Source organism: Microbulbifer mixtoriginis (SeqCode) (assembly GCF_052467945.1).
Window position 1 is genome coordinate 795,145 of the sequence record NZ_CP174328.1, and the last position, 19,435, is coordinate 814,579.

The following is a 19,435-nucleotide window of genomic DNA, read 5'->3' on the forward strand; positions in this document are numbered from 1 at the left end:
GATGAATTTGACTACTCTGGCTCCCGTTGATGAATAACGGGAGATCGATTGTGCAACTCTTCAAGCAGTTTATCGCTGGCGCGGCAGTCGCCGCGCTGGTGGCCTTGAGTGCTACCGCCAAAGCGGGCCCCAATGGTTATACAGACCCCTACGGTGCGGATAGCTACGACTTTGCCCGCGTCACCGAGGTTACTCCCGTTTACACCGATATTCAGGTCCGTAACCCGCGCACTTACTGCCGGGATGAGCAGGTGGCCTACCGGGAGCCCGCTTCTCCGGCGGGTACTGTGGTTGGCGGGCTGATCGGTGCCGCTGTTGGCAACAGCTTGGGACGTGGCGGTCATCACGGTCGCTATCACCACCATCACGGCCAACGGGCTGGTGCCACTGTTGCGGGCGCACTAGTGGGAGCGCTGGTGGGTAACCAGATCAGTCGGGCCAACGCCCCAACTTATTACGCCACGGAATCTCGTTGCCAGGTTGTCGACGAGTTCAGTACACAGCGGGAATTAGTCGGATACGATGTGCGCTATCGGTATAATGGTCAGGTTTATCTGACTCGTACAGATTACCACCCGGGCGAGAGAATCCGGGTTCGTGTCGCAGTCTCGCCGGCGCCTTGAGCCGGCGGAAGGCGGTCGAAATAGTAAAAGGTGGAAAACCAGGACATCCACAGGAGCCGCACAGTGAAATCGAGCCGCACTTTTATTCGGCATTTTCTTTTCCTTATCGTTTTGTTTCCCGGTCTATGTGCTGCCTCCTGGCAGGGTGGGCCGGCTCCGCAGAGGGAAAACTTCCGGCATGAGTTCCGCTGGGTACAGGACGGGGGTGTTTCCCGGGAAAAGGCCGCTTCGATTGTGAAACGGCGTTTTGGCGGCAAAATATTATCGGTCTCTGAAACCCGCAAACAGGGCCAGGTGGTCTACCGGGTAAAGGGGCTGTCCGATAAGAGTCAGGTCTATGTAGTTTTTGTGGACAAGAAGAGCGGCAGGATCTCCCGTTAATCACCCGCTACCACAGACTCGCAGTACAAGGGAAAGAATATGCGCGCACTATTAGTCGAAGATGAAGTTTTACTGCGCCAGCAGCTGGCAGAATCACTGCGCGGCGCTGGCTATACCGTAGATGAGGCGCCGGATGGAGAAGAGGCGCTCTACCTGGGGCGTGAATATCCTTACGATGTCGCGGTTATGGATCTGGGGCTGCCAAAAATGGATGGCATTCAGGTGATTCAGACACTGCGTGGCGAAGACAAGCATTTCCCTATCCTGATTCTCACCGCTCGCGGCCACTGGCAGGAGCGTGTGGCCGGCTTGGAAGCTGGTGGTGACGACTATCTGGTAAAGCCCTTCCACACCGAGGAGTTACTGGCGAGATTGAATGCGCTGGTGCGGCGCTCCGCCGGGTTTTCTTCACCCACGATCAAAGCGGGCCCGATACTGCTAGATACCAGCTCTCAGCGGGTCACAGTCAACGACACCGAGCTGGAGTTGACCTCTTTTGAATACAAGGTGCTCGAATACCTGATGCTGCACCCGGATGAAGTAGTCTCCAAGACCACCCTCACCGAACATATCTATGAACAGGACTGCGACCGGGATAGCAATGTGATCGAAGTGTTTATCGGGCGCCTGCGCAAGAAATTTGATGCGGCGGCACAGCTTAAGCCCATCGAAACCCTGCGTGGCCGCGGTTACCGCTTTATGGCTCCCAGTTGACCCTGATTTGTAATGCGACTGTTTTCCTTTTGGCTGAATTCCCTAAAAGGCCGCCTGGCACTGGTTACCAGCCTGGTGCTGGTGGCTTTTGTGCTGCTGATTTCCGGGGTGCTGGAGCACGCTTATCGCACCTCTTTGAATGAGGCCAAACAGCGCGAGCTGCAGCTTTATATCTACACCCTGTTGGCACTGGCGGAACCTGAGGGCGAGAGTCTGGTGCTGCCGCCCGAACTGCCCGAACAGCGCTTCAACCAGCCGGATTCCGGCCTGATTGGCGCAGTTTTGGATGGGCAAGGGCGGGTAATTTGGCGTTCTGAATCGGCTCTGGCAATGCCAGAGGTGGAATTTTCCCCGCTGCCGCAAGGGCAGCAGTCTTTTATGCGTATTTCCCTGCCAGGTGGCGATGCCAATTACAGCAGCTTCCGCCAGGGAGTGGCTTGGGGTCTGGAAAATGAGCACCCTTTCACCTTTGTAGTGCTGGAGGATGCGGCGCCGCTACAGGCACAGGTCGGGCAGTTCCGTTCGACCATCTGGCAGTGGCTGGGGGTGGCGGCGCTGTTACTGGTCTTGGCTCAATGGCTGGTATTGCGCTGGGGATTTGCGCCGTTAAGCGCACTGGCGCAGGCCCTGCGCGATATGCAGCAGGGTGGCAGCGATCGCCTAGAGGGAAACTTCCCGCTGGAGTTGCGCCCGCTTACCGACAACCTGAACCTGTTGATTGAAAATGAGCGGCGTCAGCGTGAAAAGACCCGCCATACCCTGGCGGACCTGGCCCACAGTCTGAAAACGCCACTGGCGGTACTCAAAGGGTTGAGCCTGGAAAAGGACCCCGATGCCGCCGGAAAAACCCTTGCGGACCAGGTACAGCGTATGGACAGCATTATTAGCTACCAACTTCAGCGTGCGGTAGCCAGCTCTCCCAAATCTATCCTACGCGGTATTGCCGTGGCGCCACTTCTGGAAAAGATCCTGGATGCCCTGGAAAAAGTCTATCGCAGCAGGCCCTGTGAAGTGCGAAGGGAGTGTACTGAGAACGCTCTGTTCTATGGGGATGAGGGCGATTTGATGGAGCTGCTTGGCAACCTGCTCGATAATGCTTACAAGTACGGTGCCGGCCAGGTTCGAGTTGTTATTGAGAACCCCGAGGAGGGGCGCAAGCTCTCTATCCGGGTCGCTGATAATGGGCCCGGCCTAGATAACGATAAATGGCGCGAAGTAACCCAGCGCGGAGTACGTGCCGACCAGCAACAGCCTGGCCAGGGTATTGGCCTGGCTGTTGTGGTTGATATTGTTGAGAGTTACCAGGGGCAAATCAGCGCTGAATCTCTTCCCGAGGGGGGCACGGAAATTACTGTACTGCTGTAGTTGCTACGTGGCCCCTCCTGATCGTCACTCGCTAAAACCAATCGACTCGCATATCGAACGGCAGGTTATTGCCACTTTGCAGCAGGCTTATTTGCGGCTGGATATTGGGTAGTTCCCATTCAAAATAAAAGAGGGCAGTGTGCAACTTGCCACGATAAAAATTGCCATCTTCCTCGCTGGTAGTTCCTTCCAGGGCATTCGCGGCGATAAGCGCCTGTCGCAGCCAGATCCAGGCCACCATAATGCAGCCGAAAACATCCAGGTAGAGAGTGGCATTACTGAGCCCGCGATCCACATCCTCCTGTAATTGCGTAAACAGGGCCATGCCCGTTTCGTCGAGCTTTTGCAGGGATTCCTCCAGGGTATCGGCCATGCTAATCAAGCTCTCTTTCTGCCGTGCTTCCAATACCGTTTTACGGATTTCTGTTTGTAACAGCTGGTAGGCCTGGAAATTTTTGCTGGGCACTTTGCGCGCGAGTAGATCGAGGGCGTGGATACCTTCAGTGCCCTCGTGAATGGCGTTCAGGCGATTATCCCGATAAAGCTGTTCCAGGGGGAATTCCCGAATATAACCGGCGCCGCCGAGTACCTGGATGGCCAGTTCATTGGCTTTCAGGCAGTATTTGGAGGGCCAGGATTTCACTACCGGAGTAATTAGGTCTAACAGAGTGGCTGCCAGCTGGCTCTCTTCTTCCGTGGGTGCGCTGTGCTGGTCTTCATAAAGAGAAGTGGCGTACATACTTAAGCCCAGGCCACCCTCGGCATAGGCCTTTTGCATCAGCAGCATACGGCGAATGTCTGCATGTTGAATAATGGGTACTTGCTTGGCGCTGGGGTCCTGGTTGGAAGGCAGGCGTCCCTGGGGGCGGTCCTTGGCATACTGCAAGGAGTAGGCATAGCCCTGATAACCCAGAATAGAGGCCCCTGCGCCGACACTGATCCGAGCCTCATTCATCATCTGGAACATATATTTGAGCCCCTCATGAGGCTCACCGATCAGGTAGCCCACTGCGCCCTGATCCTCACCAAAGCTCAATACTGTAGAGGTCGTGTTGCGAAAGCCCATTTTATGCAGCAATCCCGCCAGTTTTACATCGTTGGGCTGGGCTACCTGGCCGTTTTCATCAAGGAGCATTTTAGGCACTAAAAATAGGGATATTCCCTTAACGCCGGCGGGAGCACCCTTGATTTTTGCCAATACCAGATGAACGATATTTTCTGTCAGAGACTGGTCGCCGCCGGAGATATACATCTTTTGTCCGCGGATACGGTAGCTGCCATCTTCGGCCTGTTCGGCACTGGTGCGGATATCGGCCAGAGCTGAGCCCTGATCGGGCTCTGTGAGGGCCATAGTGCCGGCGAAGCGGCCATCGAGCATCTGCGGCAAAAACTTTGCCTTTAGGCTGTCACTGGCAAAAGAGCGCAGCAGGTTGGCGGCGGCAATAGTCAGGAAGGGGTAGCAAGCGCTGGCAATATTTGCGGCACTAACATAGCCAAGGGCCGTGCTGATTATCGCTTTGGGCAGCTGCATACCGCCTTCATCAAAATTACAGTGCCCCGCGAGAAAACCGGCCTCCGAGAAGGCATCCCAAGATTGCTTGGTCTCTGCGATCATCTGTATTTTTTCGCCGTCAAAGTTGGGCTCATTGGCATCACCCTTGGCATTGTGGTTGGCGAAAAATTTTTCGGCAATGGTGCGTGCGGTTTTCAGTGTTGCATCGAAAACTTCCCTGGAATGCTCCTTGTAACGTGGTCGCTGTAGCAGCGCTTCGGTATCGAGAAATTCATAGAGTAGAAATTCGGTATCACGGTCGTTGAGCAATGAATTAGTCATGCTTACCTCATTATTTTTTTTATGGAGCAAATGTACATATTAGTCCGACTACAAAAATTTCAAATCCACTGCACTATTGCTGGAGATAGACTCTCGTGCCGTGCTGATCAAATATTTTTTTGAGTGCTGGATAAATAAATGTCTAGTTGGTGATTGAATGGCAGATAAGTAAACGCTGAGGCTCAAAATTGGGCAATGACTTTTTGTGTGAATGCGCTTGGCGATATGGTGGTAGAAGGCCGTGGGCCATAGACTGGCAGTGGTCTTTACAATTGTGCATATCGCAAAAAAAGAAGGACTAGTCAGTAGCGTTCTGGTAAGTGGGTGCAGACCCTTCGGTGGGGCGGGGGGTCACTTGTCGCCATAAGCTGCGGGCAAGATCTGCGGGGTCTCGCTTGCAGCCCTGTGCTATCCAGGCAGCAATAGCTTGTGCGACATCTGGCCATTGGATACGTACAGATTTTGGCCTCTCCTGCAACCAGGTGTGAATACTATTGGCATCTATGGAGCGTACGATCTTCGCCAGCTTTAGTTGTTCTAGTGCTTGGGCATTGGCTTCCTGTTCAAATTGATAGGCCAATGGTCGGCTTAGGATGGGTTTGCCTTGAGCCAGGGTCTCTGCCAGTAATTCAAAACCACTGTTACAGATTACTGCACGGGCATTGACCAAGTCCTGTTGGAATCCTAGTGTGGACGGCGACTTTATCTGGATATTGTTTGCCGTGGGCAGATTTTCTGGCACACCGTAAACAATAAATTGCCGTTCTACTTTGGCCAGTTCCTCCAGCATGGGTATTGGGTGTTCAAAGGGCAAGTAGACCAGAATGTAATCTTCTGTGTCACTCTCGGGTTTGGGTTGAGGGGGGACTATGGGCGGTAATATGGGGTTGCCAAAGTGATGCCAGTGCAAACCCAGGCTTTTTTTTGTGGGAGCAAAGATACGTAAAACGGTATGAAAAGGCCAGTTATACCTGGGCATGGGAATCGAGTGTAAAAAAGCGTATTGGTGACCGATACCCACACTTGGCTTTTTGTGCATTTTCGCCGCCCAGGCGGTGACAGGTTCATAGTCACTGATGATTAGGTCGTATTCGCTGACTGGCAGTTTGCGGACATCCTGGATTAATTGGCGCAATTTAGCCTGGGCAACCGTGGCCAAGCTTCTGAGGCGCCCCTCACTGTGGACAATGGTCATTCCCTCCCGCCACCAATAGTCGCCAAACAATTCCATGCCAAACAGGTTTTCCTTGGGTCTACCTGAAAACAGCCATTGGATTTCAAGTTCTGGGTATTGTTGCAATGCCTTTGCCAATGTGCGCGAACGGGCAATATGTCCATTGCCGGTGGCCTGAACGCCATAGAGTATTTTCATAAAAGGACGGCGCCAGTGGCTAATGCGACACATGAACCCAGAAGGGCACCGGCGAAAATATCAGAAGGGAAATGTACTCCCAAGCCTACACGGGCGGCGCCTACCCCGGTCGCCCAGATATAACCTAGTCCCCACATTGGGCTGACTTGTTGAGTCATAAATGTAATAAAAAGAAAGGCTGCAGAGGTATGTCCCGAGGGCAGGCTGAAACGGTCATGGGCGATAATAATCGGGCGCATACCGGGGATAGCCTGAGGTGGACGCCTGCGGCGGGTCGTATTTTTGATTGTCCAATAGAGAGAGCGCTCTACCGCCAAGCCAGAGCATGCGGCAATAAAAAGCTGAGTGGCGGCGTTGGAAATAATATAACTGAGGAGTACGGCGACGGTGAGCCAGCCATCTCCAGATTTGGATAGCCAAAGGTACCGTCTGCGTGAAGTGGGACGTGACGCCCGTTCCGTGAGATACAGAACCAGGGACACATCAATACTCTTCAAATTCATGGATAAGTCTCGCATGCCGCAAACTTAAAAATTGATTATTGCACGGAGTTGACCAAATGATGTCGTAATAGTGAAATCTCAAAATAGATGTTATTTACGCCTATATACCGCTTTAAAAAGCTTGGCAGAAAATTGATCCAGGATAGGTGAACAAGGCGCTAAGAAAGGAATGGCTGGAAAGAGAGTCGGAGCAGCTTTCCGCGGCTCCATGATTTGCCCGTTAGAAAAAAGCAGAAAGGTTTTGAGAATAGTGGCTAGGCCGATTTGATTTCGATCGTTCCAGAGCCGTGTAGATTCTCCACCAGCTTATGGCCGCAGAGTTTTGATGGCGTGAAATAGCCCCCTTCGCCCTGATAGTCGAGGAGATATTGCATGATTGCCAGGGAACCAGAAACGGTAACATCGTAGCCGTTGGCGGTGGTGAGTCGGCCAACTTTACGCTCACCGCGACGGTCATTGCGCACTTCTCCCCAAACCCAGGTTTTCTGGCCGGCACGACGCTCTTCACTGGGGCCTCGAACAGACTTGCTCACTTTTGCTTTCAGCCAGTTTTGTAGCCACTGGGTACGAAGCAGCCAACGAAATCCATTCAGGCGCTTTAGCTTCTTTGCCCTTGCAGGGCTCATGGGGATGTAGGCCTCAATGTTTTGAATACCGGTTGAGTGGAAGGCAGTGGAGATATCGCCCCAGGGAATTGCGACAGCAAACTTTTCACCTCGGCCAAAATCGATGGTGCGGGTAAGCTGCCCATGGCCAATGGTTTCGATTTTGCCATTGCGCCGAATGGCGCCTCCCATACCGAGGCTTTCGATAGAGGTCTTGGCTGTACCGGGGCTTAAACTCGACTCCGAGTCGAAGCCAAGCGCCAGGTGCGTGGCTGACGGTAGAGCCCTGTGTAATGCGGCAGCGAGGCAATCAGTAGGAATGACATCGAATCCCGCACCAGGGCAAAGTACGACTCCCTTGGCTTTGGCTTCATCATCATGACGGTGTGCCGTCTCATAAACGGAAATTTCACCAGTGATATCCTGGTAGTGGGTACGGGTGTTGAGGCAGGCCCTGATCATGGATTCAGCGGTAGCAGAAAATGGACCGGCGCAGTGGATAACCAGATAAACGTCCCGCAAGCTGCGTTCCAAGACTTCCGTATTAGCCAATTCGATGGCCATGGCCGGGAGATTAAGGGCTTCTGCCAGAGGCTGTAATTTTTGAGCATTGCGACCAGCTAGAATGGGGCGATAACCCAGCGCTACAGCTTGGCGGGCAATCAGCTCACCAGTGTAACCATAGGCGCCATAGATCATAATATTCTTGTTGTTCACCGGTTTTCCTTGTGGGTTCGAGAGCGGGTTGTCCGAGAGGATCAAGCTTGTTTGTCGGGCGCCAAATTTTATCGATTAATATCGGCTTCTGTCTGACACGAGAGGTTATCCCTCTGGCATTAAATGGCGCAAGACAGGGATTGGAGACTGATTGGATTTATTTATTCTGGCGCTTTTTTTACGTGGGTGTTATCCATCATTTCGAAGGCTTTTTCGAGTTTAAAGCGGGGGAATGTTTTTCCATCCTCTGAGACTGTGTCGCTAAACATAGCGTAGGGCCTAGCCGAAACAATATAGTTTCCGTAGAGAGCGCGATAGATCACCAGGAGCTCTTCTGTTTCGCTATGGATAGCTGTGTGTAGGACTTCGTAAAGATTTCCTTTGTAGTGGCGATAAAGGCCGGGTTTCATCAACAAATACCAAGTTAACTCAAATGGTGTGGAGACAGCTGTAGCTGCTCAATTCGGCGGCCGTGGAGAATTGCCACACCGGAATAGCGGTGCTCTCCAGTGGAAGTAAATTCAAACTCATAACTACGTTGCAGGCTGATCTGGCCTCGACGGTCACGTTTTAAGCGGGTGCGTACCAGCACAACCGTATCGTCGAGAAGTTGCACTCCCAGTTGTTTGCAGTGATTGGCCGCAGCGCGCCTGACATGTTCTTTTGCTGCCATATTGGCCCAGATATACCAAGCCACGGTAGCTAATAGTAATAACCAAAGTAGATTGTCGGGTGAGTAGTACATTGTTCTACAGTTGCTATGATCGCGATCCGCAAGAATAACACTGAAGGAGAGGCGATGTCTGGCACCATAATGATCACCGGCTGTAATAGAGGCATAGGTCTGGAGTTGACTGCCCAGTTTGCCAAGGATGGATGGCGTGTATTCGCCTGTTGTAGAGATCTGAAAAAGGCCGATGAACTCAACGCCTTACAGGCTAAATACCCATTGATAGAGCCCATCCAGTTGGATGTAACCGACTATGAGCAAATGATTGCTCTCGGTAAGGCCTTGAAAGGGGAGCCTATCGATATCTTGCTCAATAATGCGGGATATTACGGCCCAAAAGGCACTGGTTTTGGAAAAGTGGACCGGGAAGAATGGCGCCGCGTATTAGAGTCCAACACCATTGCGCCATATATGATGGCGGAAACTTTTTGCGATAACGTAGCGGCCAGCGACTACAAGCTGATAGCCATGATGAGTAGCAAGGTGGGCAGTATCGCCGATAACCGCTCTGGGGGTGGTTATATTTATCGAAGCTCCAAAACAGCACTCAACCAGATCGTTAAAAGCTTGTCGATTGATCTCCATGATCGCGGAATCACAGTTATGGCCCTGCACCCGGGCTGGGTGAAAACTGCGATGGGAGGTCCCGGTGCCCTGATTTCAACGGCACAAAGTGTGGCTGCACTGAAGAAGCTGCTTACGCAAGCGGGTCAGGGTAAGAGTGGACGATTTTATAATTATGATGGCAGTGAAATCCCCTGGTAATCCCCATATCTCCTCAATTGGCCTCTGTTGATCACCTACTAAGAAAACGCCCTTTGGGTAGGAAGAACCACTCCCTGAATTTGCCGCATGTTTGTACCGATTGCAAGATTGGGCAAGGATGCGGAAGAAGTCTGCTACCCGCAAATTCAAAAGACGCGAGAAAATACACTTAATGGAGGGATGACTATAGCTCCTCCACTTATTGTTATCAGTAGTCAGCGTGGCGTAGAAAGCATTTAGGCAAGGAATTGCCAGTCATTAATGCGTGCAGCGGAGATTGAGAGAAAGTAATGAATAGCGTAACTGAAAGTCTCGAACATAGTAACGGGCAATCTCAGGAACGTCTTTTTACTGGGTTGCGGATTTTTCTGAGTGCCTCTTTGGCGATTGTGGCAGCCCAGCTTGTTGGTGTGCCCAGCTGGGTGGCGGCCCTGGGTGCTGTTACCTATTTTGCCAGAGGCGGCAGTTTGCGTTCCGGTGGCTATAACCTGGCCTGTGCAGTTACAGGACTTGGGCTAGGATTGGTCGCAATTGTGGGAACTGCAGGGTGGCAACTGGAACAACCATGGTTAGCTTTACCTATGGCCTTATTATTATCGGCCATTGGGGCCTGGGCAATGGGTTTGGTTACTGGGGTTGGCAATATTATTAGTTATGGGATTGGTATCTTGATCGCTTTCACAGCTCAGCAACCGATCTCTTTAGATGGTTATTTCCTGCTTATTACTGCTGCTGTACTTGGCGCGATAGTCGCGGGGTTGGTTGATTTTATCTGGCCGGGAAAACTCTTTATCTCTGGATCGACGAAAAGCAAATAACTTTTGGCTGTTGAAGAAAGAGAGAGTACTCCGGTTTCCCATTACATCTGTGAAAGAATTGACCTGAGGTATCGGTAATGTTGAAGAGCATCGTATTTACAGGGGCCTTTGTTTTTTTAACTGCACTGGCTTTCACTGAGCCCGAGGCTTCCGGTCCTGAAGCAGAGTCTGAACTGGAATACCTTTTATATTAGATTTAGTGAGTGTGAAGGATCTCTGAATTATCCGTCAAAGTTATCAGAAATAACTGTTAGAAAGCACATGGGGGTGCAACATGGAAGCGACATATTGGCATGAGAAGTGGAAGAAAAATAATATAGCTTTCCACGAAGCATCTGGAAATTCCTTACTGTCGGAGTTCTTTTCACAGCTTTCTCTCTCTAAAGGCGATAGGGTATTTGTTCCACTATGTGGCAAAACCCGTGATATCGCCTGGTTGCTCTCTGGAGGTTATCGAGTCGTCGGTGCCGAGCTGAGTGAAATGGCGGTAGAGCAACTATTTCAAGAGATGGATATAACCCCAGAAGTCGAGCAAATTGCCAACCTTAAGCGCTATAAGGCCAGTAATATTGATATTTATGTAGGGGATATTTTCGACCTGGATAAGGAAATACTACAGGAAGTTGATGGTACCTATGATCGTGCCGCCTTGGTGGCGTTGCCACAAGACATTCGCCCAGGGTATGCCCAGCACCTGATGGCGATGACAAAAGTGGCCCCTCAATTACTGATATCTTTTGAGTATGAGCAGTCTGAGTTAGCGGGTCCCCCCTTCTCCATCAGCTCTCAGGAGATTTTTGAGCGTTACAATGCGGATTACCACCTGAAGATGCTGGCCTCCAGGGATGTGCCAGGTGACTTAAAAGGGCTGGTACCAGCGAGGGAAGTGGCTTGGCTGCTTACCAGGCGCTAGTCGCTTAGGGCTCACGAGGGCACAATGATGGTTAGCTGGGTAAATCAGGCAATGCCATTGTGCCGGCAATAAGCGCTTCTTTTTTATGCTTGGGCCACCTCTTGATGGCGATTTCCAATTTCAGTGCAGAAGATTTATCCTGAGTTTTTACCTGATATTCAAGTGTGAGAGGCCCTTTACCGCGAAGGGCCTTGGCCGCTTTGGCCCCGCCACCACAGTGCTCGGCAAAGCGTCGTTGAATATCTTTAGTTATCCCCGTATAGAGGGTACCGCTGGAAGTGCGGATTAAATACAAAAACCAGGCATCCATTAAAATCTTGTCCGCAAGGGATTTTTCTCAGTTTCTTGTAGGTTAAAACGCATAGCTCAGTTAAAAAAGAGACTGCTGCTCGCCGGCTAGGGGTGGTGCATTAAATTGGCTGCTATCCAGGGATAGGCGCCGGTGATTTAACCCCAATTTCCTAATGGCGACAATAAACCGCTGCCGCAGTAACTGAGCGAAAACCCCTGTACCGGTTCTGCGTTGGGAAAAGTCACTTTGATAGTCCCGCCCACCGCGGCTCTGTTGTATCAGACTCATTACATGGTCGGCCCTTTGTGGGTAATGTAGTGATAGCCACTCACGGAAAAGTGGCGCCACCTCATGGGGTAGCCGCAGGAGGATATAGGCCGCCCTCTCGGCACCTGAATCCCGCCCGGCCTTCAAAATAGCTTCCAGCTCACAGTCATTAAGTGCGGGGATCATTGGAGCTGCAAGTACGGCCGTGGGTATCCCAGCCTTGCTCAATTGTTCGATAGTACGCAGGCGGGCAGAAGGCCCCGCTGTGCGAGGTTCCAATTTCCTTTTTAAATCCCTCTCCAGAGTAGTCACACTAATTGCCACCTGAGCAAGGTTGTCCTGTGCCATCTCAGCCAAGATGGGAAGATCCCGTAAAATCAGCTGGCTCTTGGTGACAATGGTGACCGGTTGTCGAAACTGCTGCATTACTGTAAGCAATGCCTGGGTTATGCCTTTCTCTTTCTCTAGAGGCTGATATGGGTCTGTATTCGCGCCTAGTGCTATGGGACTACAGGTGTAGCTTGGTTTGCGCAGCGTCTGCTCCAACAATACGGGCGCGTTAGCCTTAAAAAAGATCTTGCTTTCGAAGTCGAGCCCTGGGGAAAGATCCATATAGGCATGAGCTGGTCTCGCGTAGCAATAGACACAACCATGCTCACAGCCACGGTAAGGATTGATAGACTGAGTAAAGGGGATGTCGGGCGATTGATTGGTGGCGATAATCGACTTGGCCTTCTCTTCAATGGCGGTAGTCAGTAGTCGCTCCAGAGGCTCAGCCTCGGTTTGCCAACCATCGCTTTCCCGTGTACTGATGTGCTCGGCAAAACGACCATTGATATTACTGGCGGCTCCGCGCCCTTTATGTAAGGGCTGAGGATTGTTTGATTCTATCTTTTTCATCGGAACTAGGATGCTGTATGTTTGTACAGTTTACGATTTTGGTTCAGCACAAAGCAATGGCCAATCAATCTTTGTAATTGTCTATCCGCGGCTCTTTAGTCAGCTCACTCAGGAGATGGAATCTACGAATGGCTCAGGTCCAACCTTTCAGGATTGATATACAAGAATCTCAGCTGGCTGATATGCACCGAAGGATACGGGAGGCACGTTGGCCTGAGGCAGAAACCGTAGATGGATGGGCGCAGGGAATCCCTTTGAATTATCTTAAGGATTTCTGTGACTATTGGCTAAATGACTATGACTGGTATGCCACTCAGCAGAGGCTGAATCAGTATGACCAGTTCATAACAACCATTCACGACCTGGAAATTCATCTAATTCATGTCAAAAGCAGTCATAGCAGCGCCACGCCAATCGTAATAACCCATGGTTGGCCCAGTTCTTTTGTGGAATTTCTCAAAGTGATAGGGCCCCTGACTGAGCCGACTCAATATGGGGGGAGTGCTGAGGAGGCTTTCCATGTGGTATGCCCATCGCTCCCTGGTTTCGCTTTTTCGGGTAAGCCTGAAACGACGGGGTGGGGTATCCCAAGAATTGCCGCTGCCTGGGATACCCTAATGCATCGCCTGGGGTATCAATCGTACTTGGCTCAAGGGGGAGATTGGGGCCGGTCGGTGACCACTGAAATTGGCATACAGAATCTGGGCGCGTGCAGGGCTATTCATATCAATAATCCCAAGGAAGAGCCAACCGCTGAAGCCTTGCATTGGCCCAGCGAGGAAGAGAAAGAGGCTCTGGCCGGAATACGATTCTTCAATTGTTGGGATTCCGGTTTTGCCAAGGAACAGAGCACCCGCCCTCAAACACTGGGGTATAGTCTTGCGGATTCTCCCATAGGACAGGCTGCCTGGATATTAGAGAAGTTTCATTTATGGAGCAATTGCCAGGGAACTTTGGAGAGTATTTTTACCAGGAATGAATTACTAGACAATATCATGCTTTATTGGCTGACAAATACAGCGGCCTCTTCTGCGCGACTATTTTGGGAAAGCTTCGATGCCCCCTATGGCCCCGATCAGGAAAAGGTAGTGCAATTGCCTACTGGAGTCAGTATTTATCCTGGGGAGATGGTAAGAATACCCCGTTCTTGGGCTGAGGGGCGTTATAAGAACATTTGTTATTGGAATCATTTGAAACGAGGAGGGCACTTTTCGGCTTTTGAACAGCCCGAATTATATGTCGAGGAAATAAGGGCCTGGAAGAGAAGCTTGCAGTAGAAGCTGGTAACTTCTCCCCATTAAGATAGCCCTCACCCTTCAAGGCGAGAGCCGGCCCCCCATAAAGTTCTCATCCATTGATAAGAGCCTCAGTGTTACGCAGAACCTGGTCATATCAAAAATTGGTAGAGTTTCTCTACTAACTGGCTACAGATTATTTGCTCAGTTTCCAATACGAAAGGGTTTTATTGAGCTTAATGAATCTAATTGCCGAGATATCAATTATTCTGGGGCCAATTTGGGATTACGAGACACTTTCGGTCTCGGGGTTATATTTAGGTGGCATGGTTAGTCCGGGCCGCTCATCATCCCAAATCATATTGACGATTTTCCATGAATGCCCATCGTGATAAAGCTGAATGCTGTTTATCCCCCGCTTGATAAACTGGGTTTTATCACTATCTCTCCAGGCTTCGTAACTACTGAATGCGTGAGCGATATTGCCGAAAGACTCAATAATATTGTGAATTTCTACCTCATAAAAAGCGGCATCTCCAACCACCCTCTGAAAATTTTCAGGGTAATCCTGGATGTTCATGACCAGTGCCTGGGGATTACCTTCACCATCTAAAGAAGTTCGGATGACTTTTGCGTAAGGTGTGAATAGCGATAATTGTTTTTTCCAGTCGCGCTTGAACCCTTCTGGGCCAGAAATTACTTGATACAATTCTGTAAGAAGCACTCTGATTTTACTATGAGATCTCATTTCTAAATCCCTTTAGGTTTTTTAGGGGCTACTACTGTTTTATTGTTTAACTTTTATAGATAAAACATTTTGTATTACTTTCTGGCTCGGAAGGGAGCCAGGATAAGATTTTCCACCCTTCTTCAGTTTTGGCCAATGTATAAGTACTGCATTGATAATCCAGAACCTGTTTTTCTGAGGTGTAGCGTTTAAGCAGTATTGTTGTAACGGACATATTCTCACCCTGAAAGAATGTCTTGAATTCAAGGATCTCGGAATTTTTATAGCCTCGCTTGGCTAGACCATCACGTATTTTAGATAGTACTTCTTCTACTTGTGCTGAATCTTGTGGGGTTAAAATGTGTGGGCCAAAGATAAAGTGAGGTGATTCTGTGAAGAAGTGAGATGCGGAGCCTTTTATGTTGTTCGAAGAAAATTCATTAATGAAGTCTGTGATATGTTCTTCGACTGTGGGCTCTGCGAGTGATTGAAAGCTGGTACACATGAGCAAGGTTGCTAGGAGAATAATTCTTTTCAACTTGATTTCCTTTAGTTAAATTGGGGCAACTCTCTTAGGGTTCGCCATTCTCAGTAGCGCTTATTTATCGTGATTGCGTCCCAATAATAATCATTCTTTTAAGATGATAAATTAAATAATATTCGAGTGTAAATATGTCCTTGTTCTTAGCGATGTTTGGGTTTTCGCTCACTATGTCAATTACGCCAGGGCCTGTAAACATGGTAATCGTCTCATCTGGAGTGCAGTATGGTTTTGCTCGTACCATTCCATTTGTATCTGGAGCGACAATAGGGTTTACCTTGCTGCTTGCCATGATCGGCTTTGGACTTTACCAGGTACTGGAGCGTTATCCACAGGTGTTGCAGTATCTTGCTATTGCTGGATCACTCTATGTCATCTATCTGGGGTACAAGATTGCCAGCGGGCCCACGGAAGAGATAGCTGTTGCTGAACGTACCCTGCCACGCTTCCATGAGGGGTTTCTTCTACAATGGTTAAATCCAAAGGCATGGATTGCCTGTGTTTCTGGTGTTGCCCTGTTTTCCAGCCCTCAGAGTAACAGCTTATTTTATTTTGTGGGGATTTATTTTTTTGTCTGTTATTTGTCATTAGCCGCTTGGGCTCTTATGGGGGATGGAATCAGGCTGGTGTTAGGAGCTGAAGTGAGAATTAAAATATTTAATAGAGTGATGGGGGCATTGTTAGCAATTTCCGCTATCTATCTGCTATATAACCAATTTCTTGAAAAATAGCACCTTTCAGCTAAAGTGCTTGGCTTGACTGGTGAACCGGATCTCTCGCGACCAAATCGCTACATATATTCATTAATTGTGCTTTCTAACCCTGTAAGATTGATGCTCGCGATGATACTGAGAAGCCGGAAGGGAATGTTGATTTATGATTAAGTCTTATATTATTTCTTTTCTATACTAATTGGCAGTAACCTCCCTTTAGGGGCGAGCCTGCTATGGAAAAAACAAAACCTTTTCGTAAGCTTGGGGCTCAAGAATCACTTTTCATGGAGTTGGCCGAAAAGTCTAATGGTGCGGTACAGCTGCTTGTCTTCTTTAGGGCTTGTAAGCCTCTAGGTGTAGAAAGGCTATTAAAGGGGATGAAATACTTACATAACCTGCACCCTATGCTACGTTCTCGTATAGAAAAAATGGCTTATGCGCATTGGTTTTGTGATGTGGATTTTGAAGATATCCCTCTTGAGATTCATAAAAATACACCCTCTATAAGTTATCAGGTAGAGTTTAAGCGCTTGGCAAGAAAAAAAATTGAATTAGATAAGTATAGCTATCGTTTGAACATTTACCTTGACAAACATGGTAATGTAATTTGGGTTGCTTTCATTGTAAGTCATGCAGCTATTGATGGGCGTTCAGTATTGATCTTGATTCGTGATCTGGATAGGTACTTGAGAGGGCATGAAAGAAATAAAACTTCTGCTTCCATAATGGACAAATCAGTGGTGGAATATGTTTGCTCAAGGAAAAATATTAAAAGATCACAGCTGACTGAAAGGATTAATGATTGCACGCCCCTTAAATGGCCAGTAGAGAAAGCAGTGGCGGCCCCATATCGAAGAGGATGTTCTATTTATCAAGTTCTTCCCAAAAAAAATTATGACCGCTTGCATCTACTTTTTCGGCAGAAAAATATTCAGGCTACATCAATCTATAGTGCTGTTGCTATTCTGGCTGCACGCTCGCTTCCAAGCTTCCAGCCCAAGGTGGAATTGATGTTACCTATAAACGCTCAACAATTATGTAAACCTCTTATAGATAAAGAGGTTGTGGGTGAGTGTACAACTACGATAACTTTATCTTTATCCCCAGAGGATACCAGCCTTGATCTGCTTAGCCTTGCGCGCTTAATTCAAAAAAAAGTCTTTTTTCAATTGAGAAATGGAGTTTTTTATGAGCCGCCAATAGAGCCTAATTTTAGTCCCAGTGAAATCGAGAACCTGGCTAAAAGTGCTGCCTCCCAAAAAGATCACTTTTCTTCAGGTGTTTGTGTATCTAATATGGGGGATGTGCATGAGATCACAGGTCCACTGAAGTTCTTCGATTTTGGCCTAGTTATGACAGTTCAGAATCATGGGGCACATCCCATAATGCTGGTTACCTATACACTAAATGAGCAGGAATTTTTTGTTTTTGGCTATTGCGAGCCGCTTGTTAGTAGTAGTAGCGCCCTTAAATATGTGAAAACTTACATGGAATTAATTACCGATATTTCCAATGGTTATGTTATTGATTAAAGCTGGTTTAAAAGTATAGCAGTTCTTCCTTAGTTTATAACTATTAGATGTATTCCTGGACTTCCCCAGTTTTTTACTGTTAGTTGAGTTGTTGTGAGAGTGTAAGATTTCTCAAGTTTGCTGTGATTGTCGACAGTAGGTGTCAGACAGGTTATAGATGGTTGGTTATAGATGAATAGATTTAAGGGTTTGCTGGAAGATTGACCACACCTTGGATATCGGTCTCTTTTTGTTTAAAGAAGTTAAAATGAAAATATGTTTGGGCGTGTCGATATTAAGTAATCTATTTATTTTTCTATACTAATGGAATAGTCATCTTAACTTGTGATTTACATCTGTGCAGGATTGAAGCTATGCAATCAGAGCCATATTCACGAGAGTTAGGTGCGGTCGAGGCCTTGATGGTAGAGTTTGCCAGGGAGTGTCATGGGGGGACTCAAATTGTCTCTTTTATTAAGGTACTTCAATCATTAAATGTGAGGACTTTACAAGACGGGCTGGCCTGGGTGCACCATTTGCATCCTATGTTGAGAGCAAGGGTTAAATTGGGGACGAATTTCAAATGGCAATGTAATGTGGATTTTAGCTCAATACCTTTAGAAATTTATGTGCTTGATCATGGTTTCAATTTTGAGTTGGAGTATATGAGGCAGTCTAAAAAAATTATAGATATAGAAAAGTATACTTATATGATTACTCTTTACATTGGTAATAACCAGTGTGTGGAATGGATTTCCATAGTTGCAAATCATGCGGCTATTGACGGTAGATCAATAATGGTCTTGTTCTTTTATCTAGATTTATATTTGAATAAAGGTGGAAATCTAGAGCTAAAGTCGTTGCCATTGTATAAGCCTATAGAGGAATATCTTAAGGAAGCGGGGTACAGTGGTGGTGATCATCTGCTTCGACCAGGTAAGGACTATCTTTCATGGCCGGTTGAACAAACCGCAGACCTAGCGGGACGTCAAAGTAGAGCAATCCTGCGTACTCTATGTTTCGATGATGTAGAAAAGTTAGCCTTATTAATCAAAGAGAAAAAAGTAGGTTTTACTGCGCTGTACAGTGCTTTGGCAGTTATTTCATCTCAACAGTTGGCCAATCATCGACCCTGGACAGAGATCGTATTGCCAATGGATGTACGTGGTCTGTGTAAACCAAAGATAGGTTTAAATGTTATCGGGGCCTTTACCGCGATAACAACTTTGGAAGTTTTACCGCACAACTCTGGTGTGGGAGTTTTGGACTTGGCCATAGAAATACAAAATAATTTGAATGAAAGATTTAACCCCAGAGAGTTGAAAGGTTTAATTTTTGAGTCTAGTTGCAGGCTAAAAGATATCATACAAGCTGCACATGAATACTCCCATAAAATAGAGTCATTTCCATCGGGTATTTGCGTTTCGAATTTAGGTAGTATGAGAGGGTTGTGTGGTGAACTGAAACATTTTGATATCGCTGCTGGTATGCTTGTTCAAAATCATGGTCACCACCCTATGATGGTGATTGCCTATACTACCAATCAAAATGGGGTGTTTGTTTTTGGATACTGTGATCCACTTATTAGTAGAAATAGTGCGAAAGCTATGGCTGATCAGTATATGGAGTTATTGCAAGAGCTTGTTTGTTCCTCATGAGGTTTGAACTGATGAACCCTTGTTTGTTCTATTTTTAAATCAGTATATTGCCGTTCATCCCCCCCCTTTCTCCTATACTGAATACTGATTGTGTAGTCTTTCTATACGACAACTTCCACCAATGTAGGGCTCAAATATGTACTTAGAGCCATTCTTTCTCGAGCGGCATTCCCAAGATACTAACTCTAAGAGGATGACTGCCAGGTCGGATTTTGGGGGCCAAATTTCACTTTCTAAGCGGGGGAGCATCA

General features: G+C 48.2%; 21 protein-coding genes. 11 read left to right on the forward strand and 10 right to left on the reverse strand.

Annotation, left to right across the window (positions count from 1 at the left end):
* Positions 1 to 50 precede the first annotated feature (50 nt).
* From ACJJIJ_RS03395 to ACJJIJ_RS03410, 4 genes are all read left to right on the forward strand, one after another.
* Complete coding sequence (locus ACJJIJ_RS03395) at positions 51 to 623, forward strand: glycine zipper 2TM domain-containing protein (RefSeq protein WP_444888455.1); 573 nt, start codon at positions 51 to 53, stop codon at positions 621 to 623.
* A gap of 63 nt (positions 624 to 686) precedes the next feature.
* Positions 687 to 1,004: a PepSY domain-containing protein gene (locus ACJJIJ_RS03400; RefSeq protein WP_252085190.1), complete on the forward strand. Its 318-nt coding sequence runs from the start codon at positions 687 to 689 to the stop codon at positions 1,002 to 1,004.
* A gap of 39 nt (positions 1,005 to 1,043) precedes the next feature.
* Positions 1,044 to 1,718: a response regulator transcription factor gene (locus ACJJIJ_RS03405; RefSeq protein ID WP_252085191.1), complete on the forward strand. Its 675-nt coding sequence runs from the start codon at positions 1,044 to 1,046 to the stop codon at positions 1,716 to 1,718.
* A gap of 12 nt (positions 1,719 to 1,730) precedes the next feature.
* Positions 1,731 to 3,083: an ATP-binding protein gene (locus ACJJIJ_RS03410; protein ID WP_444938640.1), complete on the forward strand. Its 1,353-nt coding sequence runs from the start codon at positions 1,731 to 1,733 to the stop codon at positions 3,081 to 3,083.
* Positions 3,084 to 3,114: 31 nt separating this feature from the next.
* Here ACJJIJ_RS03410 and ACJJIJ_RS03415 read toward each other — a convergent pair whose 3' ends face one another.
* From ACJJIJ_RS03415 to ACJJIJ_RS03440, 6 genes are all read right to left on the reverse strand, one after another.
* On the reverse strand, positions 3,115 to 4,917 hold the full coding sequence (locus ACJJIJ_RS03415; protein WP_444938641.1) for an acyl-CoA dehydrogenase: 1,803 nt from the start codon (positions 4,915 to 4,917) through the stop codon (positions 3,115 to 3,117).
* A 298-nt stretch (positions 4,918 to 5,215) separates the two neighbouring features.
* Positions 5,216 to 6,289, reverse strand: a complete 1,074-nt coding sequence (locus ACJJIJ_RS03420; RefSeq protein WP_444888458.1) for an MJ1255/VC2487 family glycosyltransferase — start codon at positions 6,287 to 6,289, stop codon at positions 5,216 to 5,218.
* Positions 6,286 to 6,792: a phosphatase PAP2 family protein gene (locus tag ACJJIJ_RS03425; RefSeq protein WP_444888459.1), complete on the reverse strand. Its 507-nt coding sequence runs from the start codon at positions 6,790 to 6,792 to the stop codon at positions 6,286 to 6,288. The genes ACJJIJ_RS03420 and ACJJIJ_RS03425 overlap by 4 nt, the downstream gene beginning before the upstream one ends.
* Positions 6,793 to 7,046: 254 nt before the next feature.
* The gene (locus ACJJIJ_RS03430) at positions 7,047 to 8,114 is read right to left on the reverse strand and encodes a saccharopine dehydrogenase family protein (RefSeq protein ID WP_444938642.1); all 1,068 of its coding nucleotides are present in this window, start codon (positions 8,112 to 8,114) and stop codon (positions 7,047 to 7,049) included.
* 161 nt (positions 8,115 to 8,275) lie between these two features.
* Complete coding sequence (locus ACJJIJ_RS03435; protein ID WP_252085197.1) at positions 8,276 to 8,524, reverse strand: DUF1653 domain-containing protein; 249 nt, start codon at positions 8,522 to 8,524, stop codon at positions 8,276 to 8,278.
* A gap of 14 nt (positions 8,525 to 8,538) precedes the next feature.
* Positions 8,539 to 8,859, reverse strand: coding sequence for a DUF3301 domain-containing protein (locus ACJJIJ_RS03440; protein ID WP_444888462.1), 321 nt, complete (start codon positions 8,857 to 8,859; stop codon positions 8,539 to 8,541).
* A 54-nt stretch (positions 8,860 to 8,913) separates the two neighbouring features.
* Here ACJJIJ_RS03440 and ACJJIJ_RS03445 point away from each other — a divergent pair, with 54 nt between their 5' ends.
* The 3 genes from ACJJIJ_RS03445 to tmpT all read left to right on the forward strand — a co-directional run bounded on the left by ACJJIJ_RS03445 (position 8,914) and on the right by tmpT (position 11,340).
* A complete protein-coding gene (locus ACJJIJ_RS03445) occupies positions 8,914 to 9,609 on the forward strand; it encodes an SDR family oxidoreductase (protein WP_252085199.1) in 696 nt (231 codons plus the stop codon).
* A 290-nt stretch (positions 9,610 to 9,899) separates the two neighbouring features.
* Positions 9,900 to 10,427, forward strand: coding sequence for a DUF1097 domain-containing protein (locus ACJJIJ_RS03450; RefSeq protein WP_444888464.1), 528 nt, complete (start codon positions 9,900 to 9,902; stop codon positions 10,425 to 10,427).
* Between the two features lie 274 nt (positions 10,428 to 10,701).
* Positions 10,702 to 11,340 carry a thiopurine S-methyltransferase gene (tmpT, locus tag ACJJIJ_RS03455; RefSeq protein ID WP_444938643.1) on the forward strand — a complete coding sequence of 213 codons (639 nt, stop codon included), beginning with the start codon at positions 10,702 to 10,704 and terminating at the stop codon, positions 11,338 to 11,340.
* A gap of 31 nt (positions 11,341 to 11,371) precedes the next feature.
* On the opposite strand, the gene ACJJIJ_RS03460 is transcribed toward tmpT, so the two are convergent.
* Both ACJJIJ_RS03460 and ACJJIJ_RS03465 read right to left on the reverse strand, forming a co-directional pair.
* The gene (locus ACJJIJ_RS03460) at positions 11,372 to 11,650 is read right to left on the reverse strand and encodes a GIY-YIG nuclease family protein (protein ID WP_444885578.1); all 279 of its coding nucleotides are present in this window, start codon (positions 11,648 to 11,650) and stop codon (positions 11,372 to 11,374) included.
* Positions 11,651 to 11,710: 60 nt separating this feature from the next.
* A complete protein-coding gene (locus ACJJIJ_RS03465) occupies positions 11,711 to 12,799 on the reverse strand; it encodes a PA0069 family radical SAM protein (protein WP_444888466.1) in 1,089 nt (362 codons plus the stop codon).
* A 128-nt stretch (positions 12,800 to 12,927) separates the two neighbouring features.
* On the opposite strand from ACJJIJ_RS03465, the gene ACJJIJ_RS03470 reads away from it, so the two are divergent.
* The gene (locus ACJJIJ_RS03470; RefSeq protein ID WP_444938644.1) at positions 12,928 to 14,076 is read left to right on the forward strand and encodes an epoxide hydrolase family protein; all 1,149 of its coding nucleotides are present in this window, start codon (positions 12,928 to 12,930) and stop codon (positions 14,074 to 14,076) included.
* Positions 14,077 to 14,320: 244 nt separating this feature from the next.
* Here ACJJIJ_RS03470 and ACJJIJ_RS03475 read toward each other — a convergent pair whose 3' ends face one another.
* Positions 14,321 to 14,782, reverse strand: coding sequence for a hypothetical protein (locus ACJJIJ_RS03475; protein ID WP_444938645.1), 462 nt, complete (start codon positions 14,780 to 14,782; stop codon positions 14,321 to 14,323).
* A gap of 46 nt (positions 14,783 to 14,828) precedes the next feature.
* On the reverse strand, positions 14,829 to 15,299 hold the full coding sequence (locus tag ACJJIJ_RS03480) for a DUF6841 family protein (RefSeq protein ID WP_444938646.1): 471 nt from the start codon (positions 15,297 to 15,299) through the stop codon (positions 14,829 to 14,831).
* A gap of 134 nt (positions 15,300 to 15,433) precedes the next feature.
* Here ACJJIJ_RS03480 and ACJJIJ_RS03485 point away from each other — a divergent pair, with 134 nt between their 5' ends.
* The 3 genes from ACJJIJ_RS03485 (at position 15,434) to ACJJIJ_RS03495 (ending at position 19,184) form a co-directional block, all read left to right on the forward strand.
* Positions 15,434 to 16,033 carry a LysE family translocator gene (locus ACJJIJ_RS03485; protein WP_444938647.1) on the forward strand — a complete coding sequence of 200 codons (600 nt, stop codon included), beginning with the start codon at positions 15,434 to 15,436 and terminating at the stop codon, positions 16,031 to 16,033.
* A gap of 215 nt (positions 16,034 to 16,248) precedes the next feature.
* Positions 16,249 to 17,547, forward strand: a complete 1,299-nt coding sequence (locus ACJJIJ_RS03490) for a hypothetical protein (RefSeq protein ID WP_444938648.1) — start codon at positions 16,249 to 16,251, stop codon at positions 17,545 to 17,547.
* Positions 17,548 to 17,900: 353 nt separating this feature from the next.
* Positions 17,901 to 19,184 (forward strand): hypothetical protein, encoded by a 1,284-nt coding sequence (locus ACJJIJ_RS03495; RefSeq protein WP_444938649.1) that lies wholly within the window; start codon positions 17,901 to 17,903, stop codon positions 19,182 to 19,184.
* Positions 19,185 to 19,435: the final 251 nt, after the last annotated feature.

What these genes read in the sequence shown, in the direction of transcription:
- ACJJIJ_RS03405 (WP_252085191.1), top strand. Translation starts at nt 1,044, where the DNA reads ATGCGCGCACTATTAGTCGAAGATGAAGTTTTACTGCGCCAGCAGCTG.
- ACJJIJ_RS03410 (WP_444938640.1), top strand. Translation starts at nt 1,731, where the DNA reads ATGCGACTGTTTTCCTTTTGGCTGAATTCCCTAAAAGGCCGCCTGGCA.
- ACJJIJ_RS03415 (WP_444938641.1), bottom strand. Translation starts at nt 4,917, where the DNA reads ATGACTAATTCATTGCTCAACGACCGTGATACCGAATTTCTACTCTAT.
- ACJJIJ_RS03420 (WP_444888458.1), bottom strand. Translation starts at nt 6,289, where the DNA reads ATGAAAATACTCTATGGCGTTCAGGCCACCGGCAATGGACATATTGCC.
- ACJJIJ_RS03425 (WP_444888459.1), bottom strand. Translation starts at nt 6,792, where the DNA reads ATGAATTTGAAGAGTATTGATGTGTCCCTGGTTCTGTATCTCACGGAA.
- ACJJIJ_RS03435 (WP_252085197.1), bottom strand. Translation starts at nt 8,524, where the DNA reads ATGAAACCCGGCCTTTATCGCCACTACAAAGGAAATCTTTACGAAGTC.
- ACJJIJ_RS03440 (WP_444888462.1), bottom strand. Translation starts at nt 8,859, where the DNA reads ATGTACTACTCACCCGACAATCTACTTTGGTTATTACTATTAGCTACC.
- ACJJIJ_RS03445 (WP_252085199.1), top strand. Translation starts at nt 8,914, where the DNA reads ATGTCTGGCACCATAATGATCACCGGCTGTAATAGAGGCATAGGTCTG.
- ACJJIJ_RS03450 (WP_444888464.1), top strand. Translation starts at nt 9,900, where the DNA reads ATGAATAGCGTAACTGAAAGTCTCGAACATAGTAACGGGCAATCTCAG.
- tmpT (WP_444938643.1), top strand. Translation starts at nt 10,702, where the DNA reads ATGGAAGCGACATATTGGCATGAGAAGTGGAAGAAAAATAATATAGCT.
- ACJJIJ_RS03460 (WP_444885578.1), bottom strand. Translation starts at nt 11,650, where the DNA reads ATGGATGCCTGGTTTTTGTATTTAATCCGCACTTCCAGCGGTACCCTC.
- ACJJIJ_RS03465 (WP_444888466.1), bottom strand. Translation starts at nt 12,799, where the DNA reads ATGAAAAAGATAGAATCAAACAATCCTCAGCCCTTACATAAAGGGCGC.
- ACJJIJ_RS03470 (WP_444938644.1), top strand. Translation starts at nt 12,928, where the DNA reads ATGGCTCAGGTCCAACCTTTCAGGATTGATATACAAGAATCTCAGCTG.
- ACJJIJ_RS03475 (WP_444938645.1), bottom strand. Translation starts at nt 14,782, where the DNA reads ATGAGATCTCATAGTAAAATCAGAGTGCTTCTTACAGAATTGTATCAA.
- ACJJIJ_RS03485 (WP_444938647.1), top strand. Translation starts at nt 15,434, where the DNA reads ATGTCCTTGTTCTTAGCGATGTTTGGGTTTTCGCTCACTATGTCAATT.
- ACJJIJ_RS03490 (WP_444938648.1), top strand. Translation starts at nt 16,249, where the DNA reads ATGGAAAAAACAAAACCTTTTCGTAAGCTTGGGGCTCAAGAATCACTT.
- ACJJIJ_RS03495 (WP_444938649.1), top strand. Translation starts at nt 17,901, where the DNA reads ATGCAATCAGAGCCATATTCACGAGAGTTAGGTGCGGTCGAGGCCTTG.